Here is a 12,126-nt window from a genome sequence, read left to right on the forward strand (position 1 = left end):
GGGACGGCGACGGCGACCCGATCACCTACGACGCCTGCGACTTCCCCAACGACGGACCCTGGGTCGAGATTGAGTACTGGCAGCTCGGCTCGGTCAGCTCGCCCTCGTGGTCCTACTCCGACACCCCAGGCTGGGGCGAGCCAGAGTGGGCGTGGGGCCAGGAGTCGTGGCCGGAGATCTTCGAGTTCGGTGGCAACTCGATGACCAACGATCCGATCGGGATCGTCGCGTCGATCTCGGGCACGTGGCAGCTGATGATGGGCCTGCAGGATCTCGTCGACTACGACTACGCGACCGTGTGCATCGAGGGCCGCAGCATCTCGGTCGGCTCGTCGGCGACGATGGAGGTCAGCAACCCGCTCAACGGCTGCGGGGTGCCCGACGCCCAGATCTCGCACTCGTGGGAGGTCCACAAGGTCGGCGTGGATCTTGGCAACTGCCTGGTGCCGGGCGCGGCGACCCAGGCGGTGCGCATCGATCCGTGGGGCGGCAGCGGCAAGGTCGGGCTCAAGCGCGTGCGCGTGACCCTGCATGGGGCCGTCTACTGACATGCGCACGCGGACACGGGTCGCCTGGGTGTTCGTGGTCGCGGTCCTGAGCGGCTGCGTGCCGGAGTGCGGCGGTCTGTTCCCCAAGTGCGAGCAGCGGTGCAAGGAGACCGGGGAGTGCGGGCGGCGGACCTACAAGGCCGGCGACGCGTACGCGCGCTGCTTCGTGCGCTCGTCCGATGACTGCGCGAGCTCGAAGCTCTGCGCGGATCAGGGCAGGTGTCACCTCTACGATGGCATCGAACCAGGCCGCTGCGTGGCGTTGACCGACGCAGACTGCCGCGCGTCCGAGCAATGCAAGACCGAGGCAAAGTGCAGCCTTGGTGTCCGGGGCGAGTGCGTGATTCAGCCCTCGGGGTGCCAGCGGACCGAGGGGTGCGAGCGCGACGGCACGTGCGTGTATCAGACCGGGGGGCGCTGCGTGAAGGGAGAGCTCGACTGCACGTTTGCGTGCCGGCTCGAGGGCGCGTGCTCGCTCGTGGACGGGTTCTGCGTGGCGACGGAGCCGACGCACTGCGAACGCAGCAGCGACTGCCGCAAGGCAGGCCAGTGCACGCTGGCGGGCGATCACTGCGTGGCCGGGAGCCCGGCCGAGTGCGAGGCGTCGAGCATGTGCGAGATGAACGGCTGGTGCGTGCCCGTGAGCGGGGGCGAGGGCTGCTACGACGGCCGGACCGAGTGCGGGCAGCTGTGCTGGGAGCGAGGCGACTGCGCGCGGATCGACGGCACCTGTCAGCCGACCGACGCCTCAGCGTGTGAAGCGTCGCTCGCCTGCATCGTCCAGGGGCGCTGCTCGGTCGTGGGCCGACCCGCGGTCATGTGTGGCGCCGGCGATGCGGGCAACTGCGAGCGCAGCCTCGAGTGCAAGGCGTTCGGACGCTGCGAGAACAAGGGCATCGCCTGCGCCCATGATCGCGGACGGAGCCCGAGCAGCGTGGTCGGCTGCCTGCGCGATCCCGAGTGCGCGAGCGAGGGGCGGTGCCTGACCGCGGACGACGGCACGTGCGTGACCGCGGCCGAGGCTGGGCTCCCGGACTGGAGCCCACCCCCGCTGATCCCCTGATGCTCGCCGCTACCAGCTCAGCGTGATCATGCCGTCGCCCGAGTTGTTTCCGGCCTGGTTGTCCTGGTTGTCCCCGAGGTTGATCGAGCCGCCGCCGCCGCCACCCACGACGTCGGTCGCGGTCCCGGCTGCCCCGCCGCCCGAGTACCCGCCGCCGCCACCACCACAAAACCCGGCCGCTCCGCCGCCGCCGAAGCCACCGTTTCGGCCGCCGCCGTCGCCAGCCATGCCCCCGGCGCCGCCGTCGACGAACGCCTCACCAGGTTGGTTTGGCGAGCCCTCGTCGGGGTTGCCGTTGCTCGGACCGAGGCCCGCGCCCAGGAAGCCGCCGCCACCGGTGCCGCCGTGCCAGCCCGCCCAGTCGAGGGTCCCGCCGCCCGAGCCGTTGTTGCCTCCGACCCCGCCGTTGTCGCCACCGCCGGGCTGACCGGCCTGCTCGGTCCGGCCGTCGCCGCCGGGCGCGAGCAGGGTGCCGCCCATGGTCACGTAGTTGGCCCCGCCGCCACCGCCCGCGACCAACATGGGATCGCCGTTGGCGTCGGCGACGAACGATCCGCCACCCCCGGAGCCGCCGCCTTGCGCCGCTTCGTCGGTCGCGTCGAGCCCGGCCCCGCCGACGAGCAGCGTGAGCTCGTCGCCGGCGTTCACGTCGAAATCGCCCTTGATGCGAGCCCCAAACCCGCCGGGGTAGCCAACGTTCATGCCCGAGCCCCCCGAGGCGCCGAGCGCTTCGATCGTGAGGGTCTTGACGCACGCGGGGATCGTGAAGAACTCGAGCGCGCCGGTGTAGTCGAACTCCACGCTGCCCGGCTGCAGCTGAGGGTTGTCGCAGGTCCCACCCGCGCACAGCAAGATCTCGCAGCCGTCGGCCGGGTTGTTGTTGCAGTTGGCGTAGTCCGCGTCGCAGTTGAGCTGGCACATGTCGCAGCTGCCGTTGTTGTCGACAGTGCCCTCGCACGACTCGCCCGCGCTGGGGTTGACGATGCCGTCGCCGCAAGCCGCGACTGTGCAGTTCGCGTTGCAGTCCGCGGTCTCGCCCGCGCCGTCACAGGCCTCGGCCTCGGCGTACACGAGCCCGTCGCCACACACGGCCATGGTGCAGCTGCTGGTGCACTCGCCGGTGTCCGCGTTGGCGTCACCGAGGTCGCACTCCTCGTCCCCGGTGACGACGCCGTCTCCACATACATCGCCAGAGTCGGCGTCGCCGTCACCCGGATCGCCGTCACCGTCGCCAGGATCATCATCGCCGTCACCGGTCTCGGATCCGGTCTGGGCGGGCGTCTCGTCGCCGCCACCTGGACAGGCGGTGCAGACGAGACAAGTGAGGAGCAAAGCTAACGGCGTTCGACGCATACCTCCATCCTACCGGAGGAAGCCGTGTCGCTCAGCGGTTTTGGTCGCGGGTGAGCTGGGAGGACTCACGGTCACGTGGCGTCAGCCCCCCAGGTCGACCCGTCGGATCAGCCGGGATTGACGTTGAGCAGCGCGAACCCGGTCATGTCCGAGTAGGTGTACGCCCCGACCAGGCCATTGACGGTGGTCACGATCTGGTTGTTGTCGGGGTCGACCTTGTACGCGCGGCTGCCGTTGCGAGGCACGCCCCACACGAACCCGTCGAAGTCGACCGCGACGCCCCAGATGAAGTCGTCGCCGCCTTGACCGACGTCGAGCGTGCGCACGACCTGCATGGTCGTGGTGTCGATCCCGTGGATCTGCGCGTAGCTGCCTCGATACAGGATCCCGTTGCCGTCGCCCATGCAGCCGCCCGTGTGTACGCCACCGCCCACCAGGGGCACCGACGTCCACTGCCCGGTGCCGGGGTTGAGCCGCCGGGTCGAGCGACCGCAGATCCACACGTAGCCCTCGGAGGTGACGGTCATGCCGTAGCCACCCTCCTCGGGGACCTCGAACGAGTCGTAGCTGAAGTCGTCGATGTTGACGCGAACCACCCACGACGGCGAAGGGTTGGCGCCCTGCAGCTGCGACAGCCACACGTTGTTGTCAGCGTCGACGGCCGCGCCGTAGAACCCAAACCATGTCGGCCACGGCTGGGGAAGATCGGGGATCGGGACCTCTTGAATGATCTCACCGGTCTCGCCATCGAGCAGCGCGACCGCGGCCGTCCCACCGGCCCAGTCGGACCACGAGGTCCAGACGTTGACGTCCTCCCACTCGCAGGTCTGCTCATTGAACACGCCGTTGGTCCACGCGACCGGGCGGTTGTCGCCGTGGGGGATGTCGGTGAACCACGCGAGGCACTCGTCTTCGCCCCAGGGCAGGATGTTGCCGCCCTCCGAGGTCTGGATGCCCGGGACGCCGTTGGTGTCCGGACAGTCGTCGACGCTCGCGTAGATCTTGGCGACGCCACCCAGGCGATTGGCGGTCGCGACGTCGCCGAAGCGGTTGACCGAGGTTCGCGAGGGGCTGCCCGCGCTGTCGGAGCGCACGATGTAGCGGCCCAGCTCGTCGCCGGTCTCGGTGTTGATCTTCGACACGGTGCCCTGCGCCGAATTGGCGATCCAGATCAGCTTCTCGACCGGCCCACGCTGGCCGCCCTGACACATGTCGCCGTCGCCATCGCCATCGCCATCGCCATCGCCATCGCCATCTCCGTCGCCATCTCCATCGCCGTCTCCGGGATCGCCGTCGCCGTCGCCGTCGCCGTCGCCATCGCCATCGCCGGTGCTCATGTCGTCGCCGGACTCGGTCGTCGTCGCGGTCTCGCCCGCGGTCTCGACACCGACGTCAGTCCCACTGACGTCCGTGCCCGCGTCAGCGGCCGAGTCACCACACGCGCCGAGCAACAAGGCCGCGGCAGCCACAGTCGAGATCTTGCGGAAGTCCATGCTGGCCGTTTACCACGCGACCGATCCACGTGGAGCCCGGCAATGGCGACTTGTCGCACGCGCTCGGTAACGAGCAGGTGACGACTAGACCCCGAGCTGGCGAACTTGCGATCAGCGCGAAGGGAACAACGTGACGTCTTGCTTGCTGCCGTCGGGTCGCGAGTGCGAGACCGCGTGGTGAATGGGCACCACCGCGCCGCGCTCGCGGCCGAGCCGGATCAGCTCGTAGGTCTCACCGGCCTCGCGGCGCAGATCGACGATGACCTCCCAGTAGGGCTCGCAGTGCTCGCCGAGCTGCTGCATGACCTCGATGACGCGGCTGTATCCGTGGTTCCAGAACGTCTCTTTGACGGTCAGCTTCTCGCCCTCGCTGTTGGCGAAGGTGAGCTCGGTGACCGCGACATCGGCGGCCTCGATGTCGTCGAGCAGGTTGACCGCTGCGTGCTGAGGGACCCAGTCGACGTCATGAAAGAGATCTTCGGGGTGGTCCGCGCCGCCGCCGAAGAAGGCTTCGAGCTCGACTTCGCGCTCGAGCCAGTCTTCGTGGTCGCGAAGTCGATAGCGAAGGGTGACCGAGGGGCGGCCGTGGGTCTCGAGTTCATCAGGTCGTTCCATGATTTACCTCATCTGACTCGTCTGCTTCGGGCGGATCGGAGGGCAGGGAGCCGTCCTCCGACCCATCGGTCGAACAGTCATTTGTGCGGGTGGCCAGCTCTTGCGCGCGCCGGGCCGCGCGCTGCTTGTTGAGGACGCTGGAGATCTCGACCGCGCGCGGGGTCAGCTCGTCGACGAGCTCACGCGTGGCGCCCCAGCCCAGCAGCAAGGTCCGCAGCGCGATCGGGACCAGCCGGGCCAGCTCGACACCTGCGACGCCGAACCGACCGAGCTTGCGCAGCTGCAACACGCCCTGCATGGCGGACCACAGGATCACGCCGCGCTCGCGCGCGTCGCCTTTTACGAGGGCCCCGGCCTGGACCGCGTCGTTGATGACCGCGGTCAGCATGAGCTGAAGACGCACCAACGCGGGGAAGATCGGCGCCGCGGCCTCGGTGGCCAGGAACTCGCGGGGGTCGCCGATCAAGGTGGAGATCAGGCCGTACTCGGTCGGGCGACCCTGGGCAAAGCCGACGTACACGTTGCTGACCACGATCAGCCGGAGCAGGCCTTCGCTCTCGGTCAGCGGCGTGTCAGCGGGCTGGCCCGCGCTGGCCAGCCGCTGCGCGCGTTCGTTGTCGATCCACTCCAGCCCCGCGGCCATGTCCTCGCCCATGCGATCCATGACCCGGTGGAGCAGGGCGACCAGCAGGGCGTCCTTTGAGCGGAAATAGCGATAGAGGGCACCGACGGCGTAGTCGAGCTCCTTGGCGAGGCGCTGGATCGTGAGGGCTTCGAAGCCTTCAGTCTCGAGCAAATGCATCGCCCGCTCGACGATGCGCTCAATTGTGGCTTCCCTGCGCTTTTCTCGCATGTGAATGACCGGTGGCAGTTGAGAGGCTCGCTGCTGAACCTGGTTCACGGTGAATCAACAAAGTGAAGTTGTTTCACCGAGGTGTCAAAGAGACGATCCTTTCTGCTCACAGTCAAATGAATTTATTGATGTTTTCGTACCCAGGCGGTCCTAGGTGAACAGTTCTCGAGTGACTCGACATGACCTTCGGGCAGGGGCATGACAGGACCTTCGGGCAGGGCAGCGGGGGACAGCGTCAGCAATCCTGGCGGCAACGTGCATGAGTTTGCACACCCGAATCACGCGAGGGCGACGACTCGGGGCGCGCAATCCGGGTCAATCCATCAAGAAGATCAATCAGTTGGGTCCCGACGGCATTGCCGTCAGTCGCGGCGCAGGTGCGCTCGTGGCACCGGCGCGACAGGGGCCGCGATCAAGTATGCTCCGCCCCATGCGCACACACCGACGTGCCTGGACCCCACCGATCCCCCTGACACTACTCACGGCACTCGCTGTCACTGCACCCCTTGGACTCGCTGGTTGCCAGAAGGTCAAGGAGCTGACCGGCCAGACCGACGAGGAAGACAAACCCGCTGAGGAGAACACCGAAGAAGAGAAGCCACCCGAGCCCGAGGCGAAGTCCGAGCAGGCCGCGGTCGAGCTCGAGACTGCAAAAGAAGCTGGCCTGCCCGAGGCCGCGCTCGCGCCACCCCCGGTCGCCGCGACGCCGATGACCGGCCTCGACGACTTGCTGGCGCTCGCGCCCAAGCAGGCCAACGGCCAGTACAACGGCGTCGTCGTCGTGCGCGATGCGAGCGTGTTTCTCGACTATGTCGACGAGGGATCGCGGTTCTTGACCGGTCCGCTCGAGCGGCTGAGCAAGGCTGCAGCGGGCAACCCCGAGTTCTCGGAGCTGGCCTCGGCCAGCATGATCTACAACATGGGCAAGCTGCAGTACGACGCAGCCAAGGCCACGATCTCGAGCAGCGGCGTGCACCTCGACAAGGGCCTCGTCGTCGCGGAAGGCGCCGACGGCGAGGGCGTGATCATCTACTCGGGCGACCAACCCGACGCGCTGCCGAAGCTGATGAAGGCGATCGACGACAGCGCGCCCGACCTGCACTGCAAGGCGATCGAGACCGCGGCCGGCTACGTCGTGTGCTCGGACAGCCAGGCCAGCCTCGACGCCTACGCGGCGGCGGGCCCCGAGGGCGCCGCGTCGATCCGCGCCGCGATCTCGACCAACCTCGCGGGCGTCGATCTCGAGGCCTCGAACATCATCATGGACATCGCCGAAGAAGATGTTCACATCGCGATCCAGACGCCGCCGGGCCTGATGGTCATGAGCATCGCGCCGCCGCAGACCGACCCGGAGTTCAACGAGATGGCCGGCGCGCTGTCGCCGGCGCCCGGCAAGCTGTTGCGGGGTGTGCAGCCGGGCTCGGGCTTCATCTGGGCCAGCGTCTCGCCGCAGCTGCTCGCGCAGGAGATGGGCGCGGACATCGCCAACGATCCAAGCGCGCCGCCATCGGTCAAGGAGATGGCGGGCAAGCTCAGCGGTGAGTTCCTGCTCGCCGGCCACTACAAGCCGGCCGCGGTCGCGCTGCAGGTCGGGCTGCTCGACGACTCGTCGTGGCCCGCGGTCGCGGCCGAGCTCGGGGCGGTGCTGCCCAAGGTCAACGACGAGATCAACAAGGACTTCGACCTGCCGGGCGCGGTCTGGGACATCGGCATGGTCGACATCCAGGTCTCCGGCGAGACCGTCAAGGCGGTCCACGGCGGGCTGTCCGGCGTCCCAGAGGCCAACGTGCTCGCGCAGCTGACCGGCCTGACGATCGACGGCTGGATGTTCGCGGCCAACGACTCGCTCAACTTCGCCCTGGGTGCCACGCCCGAAGCGATCGGTCACCTCGCCGAGGCGGGCATGGACAACGACGGGGCCAGCGATGGGCTGATCGCGTACCTGCCCGGCTCGCTGACCTCGGCGCTGGCCGCCAACCAGGTCAGCATGATCGCCCACATGCCGCTCGACGCGCTGCACAGCCCGCAGAGCCGTGAGCTGCTCAAGACCGCCCTGAAGAACGCCGAGGAGATTCCGGCCGACTTCGTCGTCGCGTTCTTCGACGTCGCCTCACCGCTGTCGAGCGGGACCATGTGGATGACCCACAGCGGCGGCCGGCTGCAGCTGCACATGGCCGTGCAGGCGTTCGGTCACCACGCCGACGACGAGGGCAAGGCTGCGCTGGCCGCAGCTGTCGCCGTCGCATCGGGCGGCGATCCGGCCACGTCGTACGGCGCGCTGGTCACCGCCTACCCAACCTCGCCGCGCTTGGCGGCGTACAAGGCCCGCTCGGGTCAAGCTCCGGCCGCGCTGGTCGCGTCTGGGGTCGGGGCCATGGTCGCCGCGGGTGCGCTCGCGTATCCGATCATGGAAGGCGCGCGCAACACCGACATCTCCGAGGAGCTGGATATCGCCGAGGACGCGGCCGAGAAGGCCAAGGAGGAGTCGAAGGTCGCGCCCAAGCCAACGCCGAAGCCGACGCCGAAGCCGACGCCCAAGCCCGACGAGAAGACGGACCCGACGCCCGAGCCGACGCCCGAGCCGACGCCCGAGCCGACCCCCGATCCGGCCCCCGTCGATCCCGCTGGCGGTGACGACGGTGACGACGGCGCACCCAAGCCGCCGCCGATCATCCCCAAGAAGGTCCCGGCCCGCCCGATCAAGTAGGCGCTCGCGCCTCCGCATCCTGAGTCCAGCCGGCAGTGTTCACTGCCGGCTGGTTTGTTTTTGGGCGGTGCGTGGTGAGCCCCGTGCTTGGGCTCACTCTCACGTGCACGTCAGAGTTGGCTGGGACCCGCAAATACCCCAGTTGTGGCCGCAGACCGCTACGAGCGGGCAGTTCGAGGCCCATGCGCAGGGTTGACACGAGCGCCATACCCGGTCATGTTGGCCGCACAACTCAACTCTCACGTGAGGGTTAGAGTTCGCAACCGGATGGGCAACCAGATGGGCAAGTCGACAGGCAAGCCGAGCGCGGTCAAGACAGGGGCGAGGCCCCGCATGAAGATTGGCCAGCTCGCGCGCAAGACCGGCAAGACGGTGCGCGCGCTGCATCTCTACGAAGAGATGGGCCTGCTCTCGCCCGAGCGCTCGGACGGCGGGTTTCGGCTCTACGGCTCCGACGAGCTCGCGCGGGTCTACTGGATCAGCAAGCTCCAGGACATGGGCTTCAAGCTCGGCCAGATCCGCGGGTTGCTCGAGGCCGTCGAGTCTTCGGCCTCGGCACCGGGCGCCATGCACGGCGTGCGCGAGCTGTTCCAGAGCAAGCTCCGCGACACCCGCGAGCAAATCCAAAAGCTGCTGCAGCTCGAGCGCGACATCGCCGAGAGCCTCAGCTACCTCGAGGCCTGCCGCAGCTGCGGCGAGCCGTCGACCAAGGCCTGCGTCGAGTGTGGCGATGATCGTCACGGGGGCCTGCCCGAGCCCAAGCTGGTCTCGGGCATCCACCTCAACCGCGGCAGCGGCGAAGCCAACACCACAAATTCCAACGAAGAGCTGACCACGCCATGAGCATCGAGACCCCGATCTATATGGACTACGCCGCGACCTGCCCGGTCGACGAGCGCGTCGTCGCGGTGATGTTGCCGTTTTTCACGACCCACTTCGGCAACTCGGCCAGCCGCACCCACCAGTTTGGCTGGGTCGCGGAAGAGGCGGTCGACAAGGCCCGCTCGCAGGTCGCGTCGCTGATCAACGCGAACGAGAAAGAGATCACCTTCACGAGCGGCGCGACCGAGGCCAACAACCTCGCGATCAAGGGCGTCGCCGAGTTCCTCGCCAGCAAGGGCAACCACATCATCACGTGCGTGACCGAGCACAAGGCGGTCATCGACACCTGCAAGTACCTCGAGCGGCACGGCTGCGAGGTCACCTGGCTCGGCGTCGACGCCAGCGGCCTGATCGACCTCGACGAGCTCGAGCGCGCGTTCCGACCGGAGACCATCCTGGTCAGCATCATGGCCGCCAACAACGAGACCGGCGTGGTCCAGGAGCTCGAGAAGATCGGCGCGCTCTGCCACGCGCGCAAGGTCTTGTTCCACACCGACGCGGTCCAGGCCTACGGCAAGATCCCGCTCGACGTCGACGCGATGCACATCGACCTGATGAGCATCTCGGCCCACAAGATCTACGGACCCAAGGGCGTCGGCGCGCTGTATGTCCGACGTCGGCGTCCGCGCGTGCGCATCGCCCCGCAGATCCACGGCGGCGGGCACGAGCGCGGCAACCGATCAGGCACGCTCGCGGTCCCGCTGATCGCCGGGTTTGGCGCCGCCGCGGAGATCGCCGGGCAAGACATGGCCGCCGACACCGAGCGGATCTTGGGCCTGCGCGAGCACATGCGCGAGCGGCTGACCGCCGAGATCCCCGAGGCGATCGTCAATGGCACCTTGCAGCATCACCTGCCCGGCACGCTGAACATCTCGTTCGCGTACGTCGAGGGCGAGTCGCTGCTGATGGGCCTCAAGGGCATCGCGGTGTCCAGCGGCTCGGCCTGCACCTCTGCCAGCCTCGAGCCCAGCTACGTGCTGCGCGCGATGGGGCTCAACGACGAGCTCGCGCACTCGAGCCTGCGCATGACAATTGGACGGTACACCACCCGTGAAGAGGTCGACTATGTGGTCGACCGCATTCGTGAGAACGTCGAGCGCCTCCGGGCCATGTCCCCGCTGTGGGAGATGGTTCAAGAGGGCATCGACCTCGCGTCGATCGAGTGGACCGCGCACTAATTCCCCCCAACCACCGGAGTCATCACCATGGCGTACAGCGACAAAGTCATCGACCACTACGAGCACCCCCGCAACGTCGGCTCGCTCGACAAGAACGACGAAGGCGTCGGCACCGGCATCGTCGGCGCGCCCGCCTGCGGCGACGTCATGAAGCTGCAGATCCGCGTCGAGGGTGACGTGATCACCGACGCCAAGTTCAAGACCTACGGCTGCGGCAGCGCGATCGCCAGCTCCAGCCTCGTGACCGAGTGGGTCAAGGGCATGAAGGTCAGCGACGCGATGCAGATCAAGAACAGCCAGATCGCCGAGGAGCTGTCGCTGCCGCCGGTCAAGATCCACTGCTCGGTGCTCGCCGAGGACGCGATCAAGGCTGCGATCGCCGACTATCAAAAGAAGCACGGCACCAGCGAAGCCACGCCGTCCACGCCCGAGTAAGCGAAGCGAATTCACCGGTGCAAGCTCAGATGACGACGCATTCCAGCGAAGACGCCGCCTCCGCGGTGGCGACCACGCACGCGGCTGCCGGCCTGCCGAGGCTCACCGTGACCCCGGCTGCGGCGGAGATCATGCAGGGGCAGCTCGTCAAGCGCGGCACCCCAGACGCGGCGATCCGGTTTGGGATCCGCGGCGGCGGCTGCACTGGCTACAGCTACGTGTTCGAGTTCAGCGACAAGCCGCCGCGCAAGAACGACGAGGTGATCACGGCCGCCAACGGCGTGCGCGTGTACGTCGATCCCAAGAGCATGATCTATCTCGAGGGCACGACCATCCACTTCGAGAAGGGCATTCGCGGGCATGGCTTCCAGTTCGACAACCCCAACGTCAAGAACGACTGTGGCTGCGGCGAGTCCGTCAACTTCTGAGGCCGGTGTGCAGCCGGGGCTCGAGCCGTTCGACCCCGCGCTCGATCACTTCGCCCGGCTCGGCCTCGATCGGGCGTGGCGCCTGGATCGAAGCGCGCTCGAGGACGCGTACCTCGCTCGCTCGCGTCGCTATCACCCCGATCGCCACGCGGTCGCCGACGCGAGCACCCGCCGGGCCGCGCTCGAGCACAGCTCGGCGATCAATGAGGCCTATCAGGTGCTGCGCGACCGGGTCCGCCGGGCCGAGTACCTGGTCAAGCTCGCGGGCGTGGACCTCGACTCCAGCGATCCCCAGACCGGCGCACCGCACCCCGAGCAGTCGTTCTTGATCGAGATGATCGAGCGACGCGAGCGGCTCGAGGCCGTCACCGCTGGCGGCGAAGCGGCGCTCGAGCAGCTGCGGGAAGAGGTCGACGACGAGCTCGAGCAGGTGTTCGACGCGGGCGTGGCTGCGCTCGAGCGCGGTGACACGGGGGCGGCCGCGGGCGCGTTCGTGCACCGTCGCTACCTGCAGCGCTTCAGCGACGAAGTCGGCGCGCAGCTCGACGAGCTCGAGGCCGACTCAGGTTAA

12 protein-coding genes are annotated in these 12,126 nt (G+C 68.0%); 8 read left to right on the forward strand and 4 right to left on the reverse strand.

Going from position 1 to position 12,126, the window contains the following annotated elements; translation table 11 throughout:
• Both ENSA7_RS42945 and ENSA7_RS00840 read left to right on the forward strand, forming a co-directional pair.
• Window positions 1-548 (forward strand): hypothetical protein (locus tag ENSA7_RS42945; protein WP_181232860.1); only part of this gene is annotated, 548 nt, incomplete at its 5' end.
• 1 nt (window position 549) lies between these two features.
• Window positions 550-1,611, forward strand: coding sequence for a hypothetical protein (locus ENSA7_RS00840; RefSeq protein WP_106087275.1), 1,062 nt, complete (start codon window positions 550-552; stop codon window positions 1,609-1,611).
• Window positions 1,612-1,620: 9 nt separating this feature from the next.
• Here the strand turns inward: ENSA7_RS00840 and ENSA7_RS00845 are convergent, their stop codons facing one another.
• The 4 genes from ENSA7_RS00845 to ENSA7_RS00870 all read right to left on the reverse strand — a co-directional run bounded on the left by ENSA7_RS00845 (window position 1,621) and on the right by ENSA7_RS00870 (window position 5,925).
• Window positions 1,621-2,943 carry a hypothetical protein gene (locus ENSA7_RS00845; RefSeq protein WP_146157178.1) on the reverse strand — a complete coding sequence of 441 codons (1,323 nt, stop codon included), beginning with the start codon at window positions 2,941-2,943 and terminating at the stop codon, window positions 1,621-1,623.
• 128 nt (window positions 2,944-3,071) lie between these two features.
• Window positions 3,072-4,457 carry an NHL repeat-containing protein gene (locus ENSA7_RS00855; RefSeq protein WP_181232862.1) on the reverse strand — a complete coding sequence of 462 codons (1,386 nt, stop codon included), beginning with the start codon at window positions 4,455-4,457 and terminating at the stop codon, window positions 3,072-3,074.
• A 111-nt stretch (window positions 4,458-4,568) separates the two neighbouring features.
• Entirely contained in the window at window positions 4,569-5,072 is a 504-nt protein-coding gene (locus ENSA7_RS00865) for a hypothetical protein (protein ID WP_106087279.1), read from the reverse strand.
• Complete coding sequence (locus ENSA7_RS00870) at window positions 5,059-5,925, reverse strand: TetR/AcrR family transcriptional regulator (protein ID WP_106087280.1); 867 nt, start codon at window positions 5,923-5,925, stop codon at window positions 5,059-5,061. The genes ENSA7_RS00865 and ENSA7_RS00870 overlap by 14 nt, the downstream gene beginning before the upstream one ends.
• Before the next feature lie 430 nt (window positions 5,926-6,355).
• Between ENSA7_RS00870 and ENSA7_RS42950 the strand changes: the two genes are divergently transcribed.
• The 6 genes from ENSA7_RS42950 (at window position 6,356) to hscB (ending at window position 12,126) form a co-directional block, all read left to right on the forward strand.
• Window positions 6,356-8,632 (forward strand): hypothetical protein, encoded by a 2,277-nt coding sequence (locus tag ENSA7_RS42950; protein WP_106087281.1) that lies wholly within the window; start codon window positions 6,356-6,358, stop codon window positions 8,630-8,632.
• Between the two features lie 333 nt (window positions 8,633-8,965).
• Entirely contained in the window at window positions 8,966-9,475 is a 510-nt protein-coding gene (locus ENSA7_RS00880) for a MerR family transcriptional regulator (protein WP_181232864.1), read from the forward strand.
• The gene (locus ENSA7_RS00885) at window positions 9,472-10,692 is read left to right on the forward strand and encodes an IscS subfamily cysteine desulfurase (RefSeq protein WP_106087283.1); all 1,221 of its coding nucleotides are present in this window, start codon (window positions 9,472-9,474) and stop codon (window positions 10,690-10,692) included. The genes ENSA7_RS00880 and ENSA7_RS00885 overlap by 4 nt, the downstream gene beginning before the upstream one ends.
• Window positions 10,693-10,719: 27 nt before the next feature.
• Entirely contained in the window at window positions 10,720-11,127 is a 408-nt protein-coding gene (gene iscU / locus ENSA7_RS00890) for a Fe-S cluster assembly scaffold IscU (protein WP_106087284.1), read from the forward strand.
• Between the two features lie 29 nt (window positions 11,128-11,156).
• Window positions 11,157-11,555: a HesB/IscA family protein gene (locus ENSA7_RS00895; protein WP_106087285.1), complete on the forward strand. Its 399-nt coding sequence runs from the start codon at window positions 11,157-11,159 to the stop codon at window positions 11,553-11,555.
• A 7-nt stretch (window positions 11,556-11,562) separates the two neighbouring features.
• Window positions 11,563-12,126 (forward strand): Fe-S protein assembly co-chaperone HscB, encoded by a 564-nt coding sequence (gene hscB, locus ENSA7_RS00900; RefSeq protein ID WP_181232866.1) that lies wholly within the window; start codon window positions 11,563-11,565, stop codon window positions 12,124-12,126.

Source organism: Enhygromyxa salina, from assembly GCF_002994635.1.
Classification (GTDB): Bacteria; Myxococcota_A; Polyangia; order Nannocystales; family Nannocystaceae; genus Plesiocystis; species Plesiocystis salina_B.

Coding starts and splice junctions, on each gene's coding strand:
- ENSA7_RS00870 (WP_106087280.1), bottom strand. CDS start 5,925: ATGCGAGAAAAGCGCAGGGAAGCCACAATTGAGCGCATCGTCGAGCGG.
- ENSA7_RS42950 (WP_106087281.1), top strand. CDS start 6,356: ATGCGCACACACCGACGTGCCTGGACCCCACCGATCCCCCTGACACTA.
- ENSA7_RS00865 (WP_106087279.1), bottom strand. CDS start 5,072: ATGGAACGACCTGATGAACTCGAGACCCACGGCCGCCCCTCGGTCACC.
- ENSA7_RS00855 (WP_181232862.1), bottom strand. CDS start 4,457: ATGGACTTCCGCAAGATCTCGACTGTGGCTGCCGCGGCCTTGTTGCTC.
- ENSA7_RS00895 (WP_106087285.1), top strand. CDS start 11,157: ATGACGACGCATTCCAGCGAAGACGCCGCCTCCGCGGTGGCGACCACG.
- iscU (WP_106087284.1), top strand. CDS start 10,720: ATGGCGTACAGCGACAAAGTCATCGACCACTACGAGCACCCCCGCAAC.
- ENSA7_RS00840 (WP_106087275.1), top strand. CDS start 550: ATGCGCACGCGGACACGGGTCGCCTGGGTGTTCGTGGTCGCGGTCCTG.
- ENSA7_RS00885 (WP_106087283.1), top strand. CDS start 9,472: ATGAGCATCGAGACCCCGATCTATATGGACTACGCCGCGACCTGCCCG.
- ENSA7_RS00880 (WP_181232864.1), top strand. CDS start 8,966: ATGAAGATTGGCCAGCTCGCGCGCAAGACCGGCAAGACGGTGCGCGCG.